The sequence below is a fragment of the Frigoribacterium sp. PhB24 genome, from assembly GCF_003755185.1.
Lineage (GTDB): Bacteria > Actinomycetota > Actinomycetes > Actinomycetales > Microbacteriaceae > Frigoribacterium.
The window spans coordinates 620,620-637,418 of the sequence record NZ_RKIC01000009.1 but is presented as its reverse complement, the minus strand read 5'-3'; the positions used below and the strand labels follow the sequence as shown (position 1 = coordinate 637,418).

General features: G+C 70.5%; 17 protein-coding genes. 16 read left to right on the top strand and 1 reads right to left on the bottom strand.

The window, feature by feature from the left end; genetic code table 11:
* Positions 1–24 precede the first annotated feature (24 nt).
* The 13 genes from EDF50_RS03515 to rbfA all read left to right on the top strand — a co-directional run bounded on the left by EDF50_RS03515 (position 25) and on the right by rbfA (position 13,923).
* Positions 25–1,098, top strand: a complete 1,074-nt coding sequence (locus EDF50_RS03515; RefSeq protein WP_123518126.1) for a methionine ABC transporter ATP-binding protein — start codon at positions 25–27, stop codon at positions 1,096–1,098.
* A gap of 1 nt (position 1,099) precedes the next feature.
* Positions 1,100–1,759: a methionine ABC transporter permease gene (locus EDF50_RS03510; protein ID WP_123518124.1), complete on the top strand. Its 660-nt coding sequence runs from the start codon at positions 1,100–1,102 to the stop codon at positions 1,757–1,759.
* Between the two features lie 55 nt (positions 1,760–1,814).
* Positions 1,815–2,846 (top strand): MoxR family ATPase, encoded by a 1,032-nt coding sequence (locus EDF50_RS03505; RefSeq protein ID WP_123518122.1) that lies wholly within the window; start codon positions 1,815–1,817, stop codon positions 2,844–2,846.
* 5 nt (positions 2,847–2,851) lie between these two features.
* Complete coding sequence (locus tag EDF50_RS03500; protein ID WP_199738557.1) at positions 2,852–3,739, top strand: DUF58 domain-containing protein; 888 nt, start codon at positions 2,852–2,854, stop codon at positions 3,737–3,739.
* Complete coding sequence (locus EDF50_RS03495; protein ID WP_123518120.1) at positions 3,726–4,208, top strand: hypothetical protein; 483 nt, start codon at positions 3,726–3,728, stop codon at positions 4,206–4,208. The genes EDF50_RS03500 and EDF50_RS03495 overlap by 14 nt, the downstream gene beginning before the upstream one ends.
* Positions 4,199–5,197 (top strand): VWA domain-containing protein, encoded by a 999-nt coding sequence (locus tag EDF50_RS03490; RefSeq protein WP_123518119.1) that lies wholly within the window; start codon positions 4,199–4,201, stop codon positions 5,195–5,197. The genes EDF50_RS03495 and EDF50_RS03490 overlap by 10 nt, the downstream gene beginning before the upstream one ends.
* The gene (locus tag EDF50_RS03485; RefSeq protein WP_233570287.1) at positions 5,194–6,228 is read left to right on the top strand and encodes a VWA domain-containing protein; all 1,035 of its coding nucleotides are present in this window, start codon (positions 5,194–5,196) and stop codon (positions 6,226–6,228) included. Before EDF50_RS03490 ends, EDF50_RS03485 begins: the two co-directional genes overlap by 4 nt.
* Positions 6,225–7,061 carry a hypothetical protein gene (locus EDF50_RS03480; protein ID WP_123518116.1) on the top strand — a complete coding sequence of 279 codons (837 nt, stop codon included), beginning with the start codon at positions 6,225–6,227 and terminating at the stop codon, positions 7,059–7,061. The genes EDF50_RS03485 and EDF50_RS03480 overlap by 4 nt, the downstream gene beginning before the upstream one ends.
* A 26-nt stretch (positions 7,062–7,087) precedes the next feature.
* On the top strand, positions 7,088–8,848 hold the full coding sequence (locus EDF50_RS03475) for a proline--tRNA ligase (RefSeq protein ID WP_123518115.1): 1,761 nt from the start codon (positions 7,088–7,090) through the stop codon (positions 8,846–8,848).
* A 164-nt stretch (positions 8,849–9,012) separates the two neighbouring features.
* Positions 9,013–10,002, top strand: coding sequence for a transcription termination factor NusA (gene nusA, locus EDF50_RS03470; RefSeq protein ID WP_123518113.1), 990 nt, complete (start codon positions 9,013–9,015; stop codon positions 10,000–10,002).
* 92 nt (positions 10,003–10,094) lie between these two features.
* On the top strand, positions 10,095–10,397 hold the full coding sequence (locus EDF50_RS03465; protein ID WP_123518111.1) for a YlxR family protein: 303 nt from the start codon (positions 10,095–10,097) through the stop codon (positions 10,395–10,397).
* A gap of 89 nt (positions 10,398–10,486) precedes the next feature.
* Positions 10,487–13,285, top strand: coding sequence for a translation initiation factor IF-2 (gene infB, locus EDF50_RS03460; protein ID WP_123518110.1), 2,799 nt, complete (start codon positions 10,487–10,489; stop codon positions 13,283–13,285).
* A gap of 101 nt (positions 13,286–13,386) precedes the next feature.
* Complete coding sequence (gene rbfA, locus EDF50_RS03455; RefSeq protein WP_123518108.1) at positions 13,387–13,923, top strand: 30S ribosome-binding factor RbfA; 537 nt, start codon at positions 13,387–13,389, stop codon at positions 13,921–13,923.
* 30 nt (positions 13,924–13,953) lie between these two features.
* On the opposite strand, the gene EDF50_RS03450 is transcribed toward rbfA, so the two are convergent.
* Positions 13,954–14,823: an A/G-specific adenine glycosylase gene (locus tag EDF50_RS03450; RefSeq protein ID WP_233570285.1), complete on the bottom strand. Its 870-nt coding sequence runs from the start codon at positions 14,821–14,823 to the stop codon at positions 13,954–13,956.
* Between the two features lie 68 nt (positions 14,824–14,891).
* Between EDF50_RS03450 and EDF50_RS03445 the strand changes: the two genes are divergently transcribed.
* The 3 genes from EDF50_RS03445 to EDF50_RS03435 are packed head-to-tail and all read left to right on the top strand — an operon-like array spanning position 14,892 to position 16,757.
* On the top strand, positions 14,892–15,446 hold the full coding sequence (locus EDF50_RS03445) for a hypothetical protein (RefSeq protein WP_123518106.1): 555 nt from the start codon (positions 14,892–14,894) through the stop codon (positions 15,444–15,446).
* 46 nt (positions 15,447–15,492) lie between these two features.
* The gene (gene truB, locus EDF50_RS03440; protein WP_123518105.1) at positions 15,493–16,392 is read left to right on the top strand and encodes a tRNA pseudouridine(55) synthase TruB; all 900 of its coding nucleotides are present in this window, start codon (positions 15,493–15,495) and stop codon (positions 16,390–16,392) included.
* Positions 16,389–16,757: a hypothetical protein gene (locus tag EDF50_RS03435; RefSeq protein ID WP_123518103.1), complete on the top strand. Its 369-nt coding sequence runs from the start codon at positions 16,389–16,391 to the stop codon at positions 16,755–16,757. The genes truB and EDF50_RS03435 overlap by 4 nt, the downstream gene beginning before the upstream one ends.
* Positions 16,758–16,799: the final 42 nt, after the last annotated feature.

The following is a 16,799-nucleotide window of genomic DNA, read 5'->3' as shown; positions in this document are numbered from 1 at the left end:
CTCCGCCCGTGCCGAGGAGAACGCGTGCCCGCCATCACCCTGACCGACGTCGTCAAGACGTACCCGCCCCGTGAGAAGGGCGCCGCACCGCTGACCGCGGTCGACGGCGTCAGCCTCGAGATCGCCGAAGGCGAGATCTTCGGCATCATCGGCTACTCGGGGGCGGGCAAGAGCACCCTGGTCCGGCTCGTCAACGCCCTCGAGCCCACGACGAGCGGTCGCATCGAGATCGACGGCCGCGAGATCACGGGGCTGCGCGAGCGCGAGCTCCGCGGCGTGCGGGCCGGAATCGGCATGATCTTCCAGCAGTTCAACCTCTTCTCGTCGAAGACGGTCTGGGGCAACGTCGAGTTCCCCCTCAAGGCGGCGGGCGTGCCGAAGGCCGAGCACCAGCGGCGGATCAGCGACCTGCTGCACTTCGTCGGCCTCGGGGACAAGGCCCACGCCCGGCCGGACCAGCTCTCGGGCGGGCAGAAGCAGCGCGTCGGCATCGCCCGGGCGCTCGCGACGAACCCCGGCATCCTGCTGGCCGACGAGGCGACGAGCGCGCTCGACCCCGAGACGACGAGCGAGGTGCTGGCCCTGCTCAAACGCGTCAACGCCGAGCTCGGCATCACCATCGTCGTCATCACCCACGAGATGGACGTCATCAAGTCGATCGCCGACCGGGTGGCCGTGATGGACTCCGGCCGCGTCGTCGAGACCGGACCGACCTTCGAGGTGTTCTCCGACCCGCAGCAGGCGTCGACCAAGCGGTTCGTCTCGACCGTCATCTCGGGCACGCCGCACGGTGACGAGCTCGAGGCCTTGCGAGCCAGGCACGACGGCACCCTGGTGTCGGTGCGCATCGCCGAGGGCGGCGTCGACCAGCGCGACGTCTTCGCCCTGCTGGCTCGTCACGGCCTCTCGTTCGAGATCGTCTTCGGCGGCGTGAACGACATCCAGGGTCGTACCTTCGGCACCCTGACCCTCGCCGTCATCGGCGACGCGGAGGCCGTGCGCGAGGCCGTCGCCGAGCTGGGCGACAACGCGACCGAACTGCCCGAGTCGGGGCCTGCCGCGCCCACGACCACCGCCACGACCACGGAAGGACGCTGACATGGACTCCCTCATCGACCTGCAGCCCATGCTGTGGCAGGCGGCCGTCGAGACCGTCTACATCGTCGCCCTGACCCTGCTCTTCGGTGGCATCGGGGGGCTCGTGCTCGGTCTCGCGCTCTATCTGACGCGAGGCGGGGCACTGTTCGCCAACCGAGCCGTCTACGGTGTGCTCAACGTGGTCGTCAACGTGTTCCGACCGATCCCGTTCATCATCTTCCTGGCCGCGGCCCAACCCCTGGCGAGGTTCGTGATCGGCTCGGGCAGCGGCAACCCCGCGATCATCTTCACCCTGTCGCTCGCCGCGTCGTTCGCCATCTCGCGCATCGTCGAGCAGAACCTGCTCACCGTGCAGCCCGGCGTCATCGAGGCCGCACGAGCCGCCGGGGCCGGACCCGTCCGGATCATCGGAACGGTGCTGCTCCCCGAGGCGCTGGGCCCGCTCATCCTCGGGTACACGTTCATCTTCGTCGCCTTGGTCGACATGTCGGCGGTGGCCGGCTACATCGGCGGCGGCGGCCTCGGCAACTTCGCCCTGTTGTACGGCTACCGCCAGTTCAACCCGGTCGTGACGTGGGCGGCCGTGCTGTTGATCATCGTGCTGGTGCAGCTCGTCCAGTTCCTGGGCAACTGGCTGGCGAGGCGCGCGCTGCGACGATGACGGCACCGGGGTCGCGGAGGCGGGGCTGTCGGGGGACTGGATTACAGTGGGGCGCGTGACCGACACCGCGACCGCCAGCCAGACCCCGCCGCCGGCCTCGGCCCCCGTGACGCCCGCCGACCTCGAGCGTGCGCGGCAGATCGTCGGGGCGGTGTCGCAGGCTTTCGGCCGCAAGGTCGTCGGTCAGACCGCGCTCCGCGACACACTGCTCGTCGCCCTCATCACGGGCGGACACGTCCTCCTCGAGAGCGTTCCAGGGCTGGCCAAGACGACGGCGGCCCAGACCATCGCGCAGTCGATCGACGCGAGCTTCCGACGCATCCAGTGCACGCCCGACCTGCTGCCGAGCGACATCACGGGCACCCAGATCTACGACGCCCAGAAGTCCACGTTCGTGACCCAGCTCGGGCCGGTCCACTCGAACTTCGTCCTGCTCGACGAGATCAACCGGTCGAGCGCCAAGACCCAGAGCGCCATGCTCGAGGCGATGCAAGAGAGGCAGACCACCATCGGCGGCACGGTCTACCGACTGCCCTCGCCGTTCCTCGTCCTCGCGACGCAGAACCCGATCGAGCAAGAGGGCACGTACCAGCTGCCCGAAGCGCAGCTCGACCGCTTCCTGTTGAAAGAGATCCTCGACTACCCGACGCCGGCCGAAGAGGCCGAGATCATCCGGCGCATCGAGAGCGGCGTCTACGACGAAGCCGACGCGCCGTCGACGGGTGTCGGCCTGGCCGACGTCGTCTACCTGCAAGACCTGGCCAAGCGCGTCTACGTCGACGCGTCGATCGTCAACTACATCGTGCAGCTCATCTACGTCACGCGGCACCCCCAGCAGTACATCCCGGCGACGCTCGCCGACTACGTCGAGTTCGGGGCCAGTCCCCGGGCCAGCATCGCGTTCATGCAGGCCGCCCGCGCCCTCGCCCTGCTGCACGGTCGCGACTACGTCATCCCCGAAGACGTCAAGCACCTGCGGCACTCCGTGCTCCGACACCGCCTGATCCTCAACTACGAGGCGACCGCCGACGAGGTCGCGCCCGAGACGATCATCGACGCCGTCTTCGGCGCGGTCCAGACCCCCTGACCCCGGTGGCCAGCCTGCTGCTGCGTGTGCGGACCAAGATGGGCCTCTTCGCCCACCGACGCACGATCGACCTCCTCGAGGGCGGCTACGCCTCGGTGCACCACGGGCGCAGCCACGACTTCGACGACCTCCGGGCCTACGTCCCGGGCGACGAGGTGAAAGACATCGACTGGAAGGCCACCGCCCGCCACGGTGAGCCCCTGGTCAAACGGTACATCGCGAGCCGGCGCCAGAACCTCGTCCTGGTGATGGACACCGGTCGCAACATGGCGGCGACGGCCACGAGCGGCGAGTCCAAGAAAGACATCGCCCTGATGGCGGCCGGCGCCCTCGCCTACATCGCCGCCAAGCACGGCGACGTCGTCTCGTTGGTGGCCGGCGACTCGTCGGGTACCCGTGCGCATCCGGCCGGCGCGACGGAGGCCCACCTCGAGACCCTCCTGAGGCAGGTCGACCGACGCATCGACCTCGACGCCCCGACGAGTGATCTCGCCGCGGTGCTCGCCTGGGTCGCGCGAGGCGTCCGGCGGCGCTCGATGCTGCTCGTGGTCACCGATGACGTCGCGATCGACGAGCACATCACGCGGCTGCTCCGCCGCCTGCGAGCACAGCACGAAGTCGTCTGGTTGACCATCGGCGACGCCGACCTGATGACCCGCTCCGGCCACGCCGGCGAGGTCTTCGACGTCCGCGAGATGTCCGGACTGCCGGCCTACCTCCGCGAGAACGCACGACTCCGACGCGAGTTCGACGACTCCTCCGTCCGACGGACGGACGACACCGAGCGCGAGCTCCTGGCCCTCGGCATCAGCAGCCAGCGGCTCGGCAGCCAGGCCGAGGTCGTGCCTGGCCTCTTCGCCCTGATCGAGAAGCACCGTCGTGTCGGGCGCTGACGATTTCTTCGGGCCCTACCAGTACCCCCTCTGGGTGCTCTGGCTCGTGCTCGGCCTGCTCGGGCTGGCCCTGATCGCCGCCTGGTACGTCTTCGTGGCCCGCTTCTCGGCCCGGCGACTTCCCCCGGCGCAGCGCGCGGCCCGGGCGGCCTCTCGACCGGCCTCCCTCGCGGACACCAAGATCAAGTACCTCGGCCTGATCGACGAGGTCGAGGCGGCGGCGGCCTCGGGTCGGCTGAACGACCGCGGGGTGCACTCCCGGCTCAGCCTGCTGCTGCGGTTCTTCGTCCACGAGACGAACGGCGTCGACACGCACGTGATGACCCTCGCCGACCTCCGCGAGTCCGACCTGCCCCGGCTCGCCGGGGCGGTCGGGCAGTACTACCCACCGGCCTTCCGGCCCGAGCAGCCCGGCGACCCGGCTCGTGCCGTCGCCACCGCGAGGGACGTGGTGTCGTCATGGGGCTGATCTTCTGGTGGCTGCCGCTCGTCGCACTGGCGGTCGTGGCGGTGGCGGCGTGGCTCTACGTGCGGTGGAGGCGCCGGGACCGAGCGCGCCTCCGTCGTCTCGGGGTGCCGGTCGCGCACGGCGAGCGTCTGACGGCGCTGCCCGCCTATCAGCGGATCGTCCGGCGGTACCGCGTCGCCCTCGCGGTCGTGCTCGCCGCGATGGTCGCGTTGACGGGCATCAGCGTCCTGCTCGCGGCGCGGGTGTCGAGCACCGACGTCGTCGAACCCCAGTCCTACAAGCGTGACATCATGCTCTGCCTCGACGTCTCGGGATCGATGACCGAGGTCGACTCCCAGATCGTCGACACGTTCTCGTCGCTCGCCCAGGGACTCGACGGCGAACGCGTCGGGCTCTACCTGTTCGACAGCTCGGCGGTGCAGGCTTTCCCGTTGACGGACGACTACGACTTCGTGCGGGCGCAGCTCGAGCAGTACCGCGACTCGTTCGACACGATGGGCGAGAACGGCACCCGCTACTGGACGGGCACCGACCTCGGCGACGGGGCCTCCCTCATCGGTGACGGCCTCGCGTCGTGCGTGCTCGGGTTCGGCGACGACGACAGCACGCGACCCAAGTCGGTCGTGCTCGCCACCGACAACTACGTCAACGGCAAGGCGCTCCTCACCCTCACCGACGCAGCCGAGCTGGCGGGCGAGCGCGACGTCCGGGTGTACGCCGTGAACCCTGCCGACCACGGCACCGACGCCGTGGCCGACCAGGTCGCCGCCGAACTGCGCACGGCGGCCGAGTCGACGGATGGCGGTTACTACGCCCTCGACGACTCGACGACCGTGCCGCAGATCGTCGACGAGATCGACGCCCGCGAGGCGGGGCTCTTCACCGGCGCCCGACGACTCGTCGTGACCGACCATCCCCAGGCCCTCGCGATCGCCGCGCTGATCGTCGCGATGGGCGGGCTCGTCATGCTCTGGCGGGTACGACTGTGATCGCCGGTGCGCTGGTGTTCCAGCCCGTCCTGCCCTGGTGGCTGCTGATCGTGGCCGCCGTCGCCCTCGTCGGGTTCACCGGCTGGCGCGTCGTCGCCGAGCGGGCCCGACGACGAGCTCTGCTCACGTGGGTGCGTCGGCTGGTGATCGTCGCGCTGCTGCTCGTCGTCGCGGTCCGCCCGAGCCTGCCCGGCGGAACGGCCCAGGCATCGGTGGCCCAGCTCAACGTCTTCTTCGTGGTCGACACGACCTCGAGCATCGCCGCCGAGGACTGGGGTGACGGCCAGCGTCGTCTCGACGGGGTACGGTCCGACATCGCCGAGGTGACCTCGCAGCTGGCGGGCGCGCGGTTCTCGCTACTGTCCTTCGACAGCACCGCCGTGCTGCGGACGCCGCTGACCGACGACGCCTCCGCCGTGGTCGCCGCCGCGGACGCCATGAACCAAGAGGTCACCTACTACTCGAGCGGCAGTTCGATCAGCGAGGCGAACGACCTGCTCGCCGAGCGGCTGACCGAGGCGCGGGAGAGCGCGCCCGAACGGGCCAACGTCGTCTACTACCTCGGCGACGGCGAGCAGACGAGCGGCACCGAGCCCGAGAGCTTCGCCGCGTCCTCCGGCGACGTCGACGGTGGTGCGGTCTTCGGGTACGGCACCGAGCAAGGGGGCAAGATGCGCGTGTTCGACGGCTACGGCGACGAGTACTCGACCCAGGAGTACATCCAGGACCGCACACAGCCCGGCGATCCCGAGGCCGTCTCGACGATCGACGAGGACGCCCTCCGGCGCATCGCCGACCAGCTCGGCGTACCGTACGTGCACCGCACGGCCGACACGTCCGTGGACGCGGCCGTCGAGGACGCCCGCGACGGGGCCGTCGCATCCGACGAGGGGCGGGCCGACAGCCTGATCGACCTGTACTGGATCGCGGCGATCCCGGCGTTCCTGCTGCTGCTCCTCGACGTGGCCCTGGTGGCTCGGGCTTTGGGCGAGATCCGCACGACCCGGCCCGAGAGAGGCGTGCGCCCGTGACCGACACCCTCGTCCCCCCGCCCGTCGACGAGGTCCGTCGCACTCACGAGGCCGAGGCCGGGCCCGTCGTCGAGCAGTACCGCAAGCGCCTCCGGCGTCGGCTCGTGCTCTGGTCCGCACCGGTCGTGCTCGTCGTGTTGCTCGTGGCCCTCAAGCTGCTCAGCCTGCCCACGTTCGCCGCCTTGACGCAGTGGTCGTACGGCGACCGCGAGTTCGAGCGCAGCGCCTCCCTCGCCGAGCCGCTCGGCGTCGCCAACGTGATCGAGCCCTGGGTGCACCACTTCGACCGGGGCACGGCTTACGCGCAGATCGGCGTGCTCGACGTCGCCCGCGGCGAGTTCGTCACGGCCCTCGACCTCGCCCCCGACGACGCGACGATCTCGTGCGTCATCCGGGTCAACCTGGTGCTCACGATCGAGGCGCAGGGCGACGCCGCCCTGCTCGAACTCCGCTATGCCGACGCCCAGGCGTTGTACGAACTCGGGCAGAAGACCGTCGAGGAGGCGCCCGAGGGCTGCTTCCAGCCACCGGACGACCCCCAGCAGCCCGACACCTCCCAGCCGCTCGACGACGCCCAGCAGCGCCTCGACGAGAAGGGGCAGGAGGCCCAGGGGGGTCAGGGCGACGAGCAGCAGCCCGGAGGTGACGACGGCGGTGATCCCGGTGCCGGGGGAGACGAACCCGGTGACGGAGAGGGGCAGGCGGAGTCCGACGACCCCCTCGACCAGCTGCAGCAGCAGGGCGAGCAGAGCCAGCAGCAGCAGCAGCAGGACACCGACCGCGACCGCTACTACGAGCAGAACCCCGGCGACTACGGCGGCAAGCCGTGGTGACCCGGGAGCGCCCCTAAGCTGGACGGGTGTCCACACGTCTCTCCCAGCTCTTCGTCCGCACCCTCCGAGAAGACCCCTCCGACGCCGAGGTGACCAGTCACCGGCTGCTCGTCCGCGCCGGGTACATCCGGCGTCAGGCGCCGGGCGTCTTCGCCTGGCTGCCGCTCGGCCTGCGTGTCAAGGCCAAGATCGAAGCCGTCATCCGCGACGAGATGCACGCCGCAGGCGCTCAAGAGGTGCACTTCCCCGCCCTGCTGCCGCGTGAGCCCTACGAGGCGACGGGTCGCTGGACCGAGTACGGCGACGGCATGTTCCGGCTGAAGGACCGCAAGGACGCCGACTACCTGCTGGCCCCGACGCACGAAGAGGCTTTCACCCTGCTGGTGAAAGACCTCTACTCGTCCTACAAGGACCTCCCCCTGACGCTCTTCCAGATCCAGGACAAGTACCGAGACGAGGCCCGTCCCCGGGCCGGCCTGCTGCGTGGTCGTGAGTTCACCATGAAGGACGCCTACTCGTTCGACGCGTCCGACGCCGGGCTCGACGAGAGCTACCAGAAGCAGCGGGACGCCTACGAGCGCATCTTCACGCGTCTCGGCCTCGACTACATCATCGTCAAGGCCGACGCCGGGGCCATGGGCGGTTCGCGCAGCGAGGAGTTCCTCCACCCCACCGCCATCGGCGAGGACACCTTCGTCCGCTCGGCAGGCGGCTACACCGCCAACGTCGAGGCCTTCACGACGATCGTCCCCGAGACCGTCCCGCTCGAGGGGCTGGCCCCCGCCCGGCGCCTCGCACCGGCCGACACCCCGACCATCGACTCGCTGGTCGCCCAGCTCAACGCCGACGAGGCTCGAGACTCGGGTCCCTGGACTGCCGCCGACACGCTCAAGAACGTCGTCGTCGCGCTCAGTCACCTCGACGGCTCCCGTGAGCTCGTCGTCGTGGGCCTGCCCGGCGACCGCGAGGTCGACATGAAGCGGCTCGAGGTCGCCTTCGCCCCGGCCGAGGTCGAGGCCGCCGGCGACGCCGATTTCGTGAAGAACCCCGTCCTGGTCCGTGGTTACCTCGGCCCCCAGGTGCTCGGCGGCGAGTCCGACTCGGGTATCCGCTACTTCGTCGACCCCCGCGTGGTCGAGGGTTCGGCCTGGGTCACCGGGGCGAACGAGAAGGGCGTGCACGTGGCCGACCTCGTCATGGGCCGCGACTTCACCGCCGACGGCACCATCGAGGCCGCCCAGGTCCGCGAGGGCGACCCCGCCCCCGACGGCTCAGGCCCGATCGAGACGGCCCGCGGCATGGAGATCGGCCACGTCTTCCAGCTGGGTCGCAAGTACGCCGAGGCCCTCGGCCTCAAGGTGCTCGACGAGAACGGCAAGCAGGTCACGGTCACGATGGGTTCGTACGGCATCGGCGTCACGCGCATCCTCGCGGTCATCGCCGAGGCGAACAACGACTCCAAGGGCCTCATCTGGCCCGCCAACGTCGCCCCGTTCGACGTCCACGTCGTGGCGACCGGCAAGGACCCCGTGGTCTACGAGGTCGCCGAGAAGCTCACCGCCGACCTCGAGGCCCACCGGCTCGACGTCCTCTACGACGACCGTCCCAAGGTGTCGCCTGGTGTGAAATTCGGTGACGCCGAACTCCTCGGCGTGCCGCAGATCGTCGTCGTCGGCCGCTCGGCCGGCGACGGCGTCGTCGAGCTCTGGGACCGCCGCACGGGCGAGCGCACCCCGGTCCCCGTGGCCGAGGCCGTCGCGACCCTGACGGCTCCGCGGACGTCCTGACGGCCCGCACCGCGCCTCCTCGACCCGGCCGGGACCACCCCGAGGAGGCGCGGTGCCGCCCCCGGCGGACGGTCCGCCGGGCACCCCGCTCTCGGGTACCGTAGAGGGATGCTGCGCGCGCCATCGTGCGTGCAGCCTGCAGATCTGAATAGTGGAGGCCCTCAGTGGACATCGACCTGAGCGTGCTGCGTCTCATGGAGCGCGAGCGTGAAATCCCCTTCGACGAACTCGTGCGCATCATCGAGCAGGCCATCCTGACGGCCTACCTCAAGCACACGAACCAGCCCGAGAGTCGCATCCCGGTCGCTCGCGTCGAACTCGACCGCAAGACCGGGCACGTCTCGGTGTACGCCATCGAGCGCGACGACGAGGGCGAGGTCGTGGGCGAGTCCGTCGACAGCCCGAGCGACTTCGGCCGCATCGCCGCCTTCGCGGCCAAGCAGGTCATCAACCAGCGGCTGCGCGACATCGGCGACGACAAGGTGCTCGGCCAGTTCAAGGGCCGAGAAGGCGACATCGTCGCGGGCGTCATCCAGCAGGGGCCGAACCCCCGCATGATCCACGTCGATCTCGGCACGGTCGAGGCGATCCTTCCGCCGGAAGAGCAGGTGCCCGGCGAGAAGTACACCCACGGGTCGCGCATCCGTGTGTACGTCACGGGTGTCAGCAAGGGCACCAAGGGGCCGCAGATCACGGTCTCCCGCACCCACCCCTCGCTCGTGCGCAAGCTCTTCGCCCTCGAGGTGCCCGAGATCGCCAGCGGCGTCGTCGAGATCGTCTCGCTGGCCCGTGAGGCCGGGCACCGCACCAAGATGGCCGTCCGAGCCACCGAGCCCGGCGTCAACGCCAAGGGTGCCTGCATCGGCGAGATGGGGCAGCGCGTGCGCGCCGTCACCACCGAGCTGAACGACGAGAAGATCGACATCGTCGACTACTCGAGCGATCTGCCCGCCTTCGTCGCCAGCGCGCTGTCGCCCGCGAAGGTCTCGTCGGCTTTCGTGATCGACGCGTCGACCAAGGCCGTGCGGGCCCTCGTGCCCGACTACCAGCTGTCGCTCGCGATCGGCAAAGAGGGGCAGAACGCCCGTCTCGCGGCCAAGCTCACGGGTGCGCGGATCGACATCCAACCCGACAGCATCCTCGAGGACGACTGATCGCTCGCACGCGACCACGAGACGACCTGGGCGACCGGCGCACCACGCCGTTCGCCCTCGGCGTCTCCCGTCCGACGACCCGAGGGGGTAAGGTGGAACCCGTCAGAACGTGCATCGGTACTCGAGCGCGCGCTCCACGATCCTCACTTGTGCGGGTCGTCGCCCGAAACGGACGGCTCGTGGTCGACCCGACCGCGACCCTTCCCGGGCGGGGTGCGTGGTTGACGCCGTCGATCGACGCGTTCGAGTCGGCAGTGAAGCGCAGGGCCTTCCGCCGTGCACTCCGCCTCGACTCCGAACCCGACGTCGACGAACTCCGCGCCCACCTCGCGCGGATCACGACTTCACGACCCATCGCCACGACAGAACAGGCTGAACGGCACATGGACAACTAATGAGCAACCACTAATGAGCGGCTCGAAATGAGACCCGTCCAGAACTGAAGGCTCTTCCCGTCTCGGGAAGGGCCCGAGACAGGAGAACTGTGGCTAAACCACGCGTACACGAGATCGCCAGCGAGCTGGGGATCGACAGCAAGACAGCACTAGAGAAGCTCAAAGAGATGGGCGAGTTCGTCAAAGGACCGTCGTCCAGCGTCGAGCCTCCCGTCGCCCGCAAGCTGCGCCAGGCATTCGCCGGTGCCGCCAAGCCCGCGACCCCCGCTGCCAAGGCCCCCGCGGCCGGTGGCGCGACGCAGAGCGCGAGCTCCGCACCCAAGCCCGGCGGACCCCGCCCGGCAGCCCCCAAGCCTCCCGTGGCCGAGCCGGCTCCCGCGCCCGTCGCGGCGGCCGAGCCCGACGTCGACGCGGCACCCGCACCCGTCGCACCCCTGACGGTGGCCGAGCGCCAGGCCCAGGCCGAGGCGCAGCGTGCGGCTGCGGCCGCAGCCGCCAAGGACGGTGCAGAGGCTCCGGCCGACGACGCCGCCAAGCCCGGTGCCGCAGGCCCCAAGCCCGGAGGCCCCCGCCCCGGTGCTCCGCGTCCCGGCAACAACCCCTTCGCCAGCAACCAGGGCATGGGCCGCCCCAGTGCGCCCCGTCCCGGTGGGTCCGGCGCCGCCAGCAGCATGCCCCGTCCCGGTGGGGCGGCCGGCCCGCGCCCGCAGGCCCCGCGTCCCGGTGCGCCCCGTCCGGGCGCTCCGCGTCCCGGCGTCGGTGCCGGCCCCCGTCCCAACGGCTTCGGCCAGCGTCCCGCCGGCGGCGGCGCAGGTCGTCCCGGTGGTGCCGGTGGTGGCTTCCAGCGTCCCGGTGCCGGCGCCGGTGCGCCCGGTGCAGCGGGTGGTTTCCGACCTGGCTTCAGCGGCCCCCGCCCCTCCGGCGGTGGCGGTCGCGGCCGTGGACCCGGTGGCGGTACCGCCGGTGCGTTCGGTCGTGGTGGCGGCAAGAGCAAGGCACGCAAGTCGAAGCGGACGAAGAGGGCCGAGTTCGAGATGCGCTCGGCCCCGTCGTTGGGTGGCGTCAGCGTCCCCCGCGGCGACGGCAGCACGATCGTCCGCCTGCGTCGTGGCGCGTCCATCAGCGACTTCGCCGACAAGATCGACGCGAGCCCCGGCAACCTGGTGACCGTCCTCTTCCACCTCGGTGAGATGGCCACGGCGACCGAGTCTCTCGACGAGGCCACGTTCCAGGTGCTCGGCGAAGAGCTGGGCTACAACATCCAGGTCGTCTCGCCCGAGGACGAAGACAAAGAGCTCCTCGAGGGCTTCGACATCGACCTCGAGCAAGAGCTCGAGGACGAGGACGAGTCCGTCCTGCAGATCCGTCCCCCGGTCGTCACGGTCATGGGCCACGTCGACCACGGAAAGACGCGCCTGCTGGACGCGATCCGCAACGCGAACGTCGTCGCCGGCGAGGCCGGTGGCATCACGCAGCACATCGGTGCGTACCAGGTGTGGGCTCCGCACGAGGGTGTCGAACGCGCCATCACCTTCATCGACACGCCCGGTCACGAGGCGTTCACCGCCATGCGTGCCCGTGGTGCGCAGGTGACCGACATCGCGATCCTCGTGGTCGCGGCGGACGACGGCATCATGCCGCAGACGGTCGAGGCGTTGAACCACGCCCAGGCGGCAGGCGTTCCGATCGTGGTCGCGGTCAACAAGATCGACAAAGAGGGTGCGAACCCGGCCAAGGTGCGTCAGCAGCTGACCGAGTACGGCCTCGTCGCCGAGGAATACGGCGGAGACGTCATGTTCGTCGACGTGTCGGCCCGTGACAACAAGAACATCGACGCCCTCCTCGAGGCCGTCCTGCTCACGGCCGACGCCGGTCTCGACCTGCGTGCGAACCCCGACAAGGACGCCCGAGGCGTCGCGATCGAGGCCCGCCTCGACAAGGGTCGCGGTGCCGTCGCGACGGTGCTCATCCAGTCGGGCACGCTGCGCGTCGGAGACGCCATCGTCGCCGGCACGGCCTACGGTCGCGTCCGCGCCATGGTCGACGAGAACGGCGACTCGGTCGACGAGGCCTACCCGAGCCGGCCCGTGCTGGTCCAGGGTCTGTCGAGCGTTCCGCGAGCCGGCGACACCTTCCTCGTCACCGAGGAGGACCGCACGGCGCGTCAGATCGCCGAGAAGCGTGAAGCCGTCGAGCGCAACGCGTCGCTGGCCAAGGCCCGCAAGCGCATCTCGCTCGAGGACTTCACCCGTGCTCTCGAAGAGGGCAAGGTCGAGGCGCTCAACATCATCATCAAGGGTGACGTGTCGGGTGCCGTCGAGGCGCTCGAGGAGTCCCTGCTCAAGATCGAGGTGGACGACAGCGTGCAGCTGCGCATCATCCACCGCGGCGTGGGTGCGGTCACCGAGAGCGACGTCAACCTGGCGACGGTCGACAACGCCGTCATCATCGGGTTCAACGTCCGTCCCGACACGAAGGCTCGGGAGCGCGCAGCTCGCGAGGGTGTCGACGTGCGGTTCTACTCGGTCATCTACGCGGCGCTCGAGGACATCGAGAACTCGCTCAAGGGCATGCTCAAGCCCGAGTTCGAGGAGAAGCAGTCCGGTGTCGCCGAGATCCGCGAGATCTTCCGCTCGTCGAAGGTCGGCAACATCGCCGGTGTCATCGTGCGATCGGGAACGATCACCCGTAACGCCCGGGCCCGTGTCATCCGCGAGGGTGTCGTCGTGGGCGACAACCTGGCGATCGACTCGCTGCGTCGCTTCAAGGACGACGTCACCGAGGTGCGGACGGACTTCGAGGCCGGCATCGGCCTCGGCAAGTTCAACGACATCCAGATCGGCGACGAGATCGAGACCATCGAGATGGTCGAGAAGCCCCGAGGCTGACCCGGCGTCATCGCAGTACACGAGGCCCCGCTCCGACTACGGTCGGGGCGGGGCCTCACCCCTCTCGCCATGGCGGCGAGCAGCACGAACAGGAGTGAACAATGGTTGACGCGCAACGCGCCCGCAAGATGGCCGACCGCATCCACGAGATCGTCGCGCGGCGTCTCGAACGAGGCATCAAGGACCCTCGCCTCGGGTTCGTCACGATCACCGACGTGAAGGTGACCGGCGACCTGCAGCACGCTTCGGTCTTCTACACGGTCTACGGCACCGACGAGGAGCGTCGCGACACGGGCGCCGCCCTCAAGTCGGCGACCGGCATGCTGCGCAGCGAGGTGGGAAAGAACATCACCGCGCGCCTCACCCCGAGCCTCGAGTTCATCCTCGACGCCCTGCCCGAGAACGCGGCCTCGATCGACCGGCTGCTGCAGGAGGCCCGTCAGCGCGACCACGAGAGCCAGACCATGGCCTCGTCGGCCGAGTACGCCGGCGACGCCGACCCGTACGTGAAGCCGCGCGACGCGGACGACGACGTCGACGGCGGTGAGGGCGGCCTCGACGACGACCTCGCGCTGGACGACGAACTCGGGGCACCGGCCGCGGGCGAGCCGACCGAGCCCGACGGCTCGACCCGCTGACCGACCGCCGGTCGTGACACCCCGCCCGCGTCAGTCGGGCAGTCGATAGCCCTCGTCGGGCGATCCCGTGGCGAGGCCGTCACGGAGCAACCCGGCGAGGGCTCTCTCTCGTTGCACGTCGTCCGCCCAGAGGGCCGCGATCTCGGCGGACGTGACGGGCACGTCGCTGGCCCGCAGTTCGGCCATGACGAGTCCACGCACCTGGCGGTCGGAGCCCTCGAAGCGTGCCTGGGTCCGGAGGCGCGGGCCGGCATGCGCAGGGCGGCCCGCCAGCACCCACGCGCACTGCTCGAGCAGCGGGCAGACGTCGCACGCCGGCGTCCGCGCCGTGCAGACCAGCGCACCCAACTCCATGACGCCCGCGTTGGTGACCCGCGCCTCCTCGAGGTCCTCGGGCAGCTGCGACTCCATCAGGGGCAGGTCGCGCGAGGCCTTGGGCGCCCAGGGTTCGGCGAGCCCCTCGACGGCACGGGCGAGGACGCGGCGGACGTTCGTGTCGACGACCGGGTGACGGTGCCCGTACGCGAAGACCGCGACGGCACGTGAGGTGTACTCGCCGACACCGGGCAGGGCGAGCAGCGAGGGGACGTCCTCGGGCACGACCCCGTCGTGCCGCTCGGTGATGGCCACGGCGGCGGCGTGCAGGGCGAGCGCCCGACGCGGGTACCCCAGTCGCTCCCAGGCGCGCACGGCCTCGGACGCCGGAGAGGTGGCGAGGTCGCGCGGGGCGGGCCAGCGGTCGAGCCACTGCTCGAGCCGCGGAACGACCCGCGCCACAGGCGTCTGCTGCAGCATGATCTCGCTGACGAGCGTGCCCCAGGCGGTGAAGCCGGGCCGTCGCCAGGGCAGGTCGCGACCGTTCGCACGGAACCAGGCGTTCACGGCAGGGGAGATGCTCACCGTGAGAGCCTACGGCGCGTCGGGGGCGCACCCGGCGTCGTGTCGGCCGTCGGGCGTACGGTGTCGGCATGACCACCCGATGGGCCCCTGCCAAGAAAGACACGCTGCGCGAGCTGGCGACCGAGATCGTGCACAACTACGGGCGCGGCCGCGTGCTCGTCGCGATCGACAGCGACGGAGGCGCGGGTGCGGCCGGTCTCGCCGACGACCTCGTCGAGGCCTTCCGCGAGCAGGGCCACGCGGCGTTCCGGGCGTCGCTCGACGGCTTCGAGAAGCGCCCGGAGGGGGCGCCTCGTGACTCCGCGCCCGTGCTCGACGAGAGTCTCTTCCGCCGCGTGCTCGTCGAACCGTTCCGGCTCGGCGGCAGCACGGGCTGGGTCGACCGTGCGTGGGACGCCGACGCCGACCGTGCCGTCGAGTCCGCGTGGGTCACCGGGCCCGCGGACGCCGTCCTGCTGGTCGACGGAACCGACCTGGCCCGTCCAAGCCTCGCAGGGCTGTGGCACTACCGGGTCTGGGTGACGGGCGACGACTCTCGGCTCGACGCCCGGGCCAAGGCGTCGGCCGTCGTCGACAACTCCGATCGTGAGCACCCGCGTCGACGCTTCGACGACGCGTGCTGAGCGCGTCCCCGACGTCGTCGCGGTCGGGCTGCGCTAACGTCGTCGGGTGAACAGCGGCATCCTCCTCGTCGACAAGCCGCAGGGCATCACCAGCCACGACGTCGTGTCGCGGGTGCGCAAGGCGGCAGGGACGCGCAAGGTCGGCCACGCCGGCACCCTCGACCCGTTGGCCACCGGACTGCTGGTGCTCGGCCTCAACTCGTCGACGCGCCTCCTGACCTTCCTCGTCGGCCTCGACAAGGGGTACGACGCGACGATCCGGCTCGGCGTCTCGACGTCGAGCGACGACAGCGACGGCGAGGTCGTCGCGACGACCTCGGCGGGCGACGTCACCGACGTGGCCGTCGACTCCGGCGTCGCGCGTCTCACCGGGCCGATCAGCCAGGTTCCCACGACCGTCAGCGCCATCAAGGTGGACGGGCGTCGTGCGTACGACCTCGCCCGCGCCGGGGTCGAGGTCGAGCTCAAGGCACGCGACGTCACGATCTCCGACTTCACGGTGCTCGCACGACGCGACGCGCTGGTCGACGGGGTCGCCGTCCGCGACCTCGACGTGCGGGTGTCCTGTTCGTCGGGAACCTACGTGAGGGCGCTCGCGCGAGACCTCGGGGCCGACCTCGGCGTGGGGGGACACCTGACCGCGCTGCGGCGGACGCGGGTGGGGCCGTTCGACGTGACCCGCGCCTCCGTGCTCGAGGGCATCGACGTCGCCCCGGCGTTGATCCCTCCCGTCGACGTGGCCCGGACGCTCTTCCCGGCGTGGTCGATGACCGCCGCCGAGACCGTCGACCTCGGGCACGGGAAGCGAGTCACCGTCGACCTGGCCGACACCCCGGGGCCGGTCGCCGCCGTGACACCGGCGGGCACGCTCGCCGGCCTCGTGTCGGTGCGTGCCGGTGCCGCGAAGCCCATCGTTAACTTTCCGACCGACGAGGTGCAGGCATGATCGAATGGTTCACCTGGGTGCAGGTCGTGGTGGCCGTGGTGGCGGGCGTCGTCTGCGTCGTCGCCTGCTTCGCGAGACGGCAACCCGACGACATCACCGTCGGCACGGGCGCCGTGGTCCTGCTGCTGTTGCTCGTGCAACTCGTCGTCGCGATCGTGGCGCCGTTCGTCGGGAACGCGCCGACCGGCAACCTCGTCGAGTTCTACATCTACCTCGTCTCGGCGATCCTGCTCCCGCCGCTCGCCACGGTGTGGGCCCTCGTGGACCGCACCCGGTGGAGCAACCTCGTGCTGGCCACATCGTCCTTCGCGATCGCGGTGATGGTCTACCGCATGTTCCAGATCTGGACCGTCCAAGGGCTCTGACCCACCCTGGCGGCGGAGCGCCCGCCGGAGTCCTATCCTTGA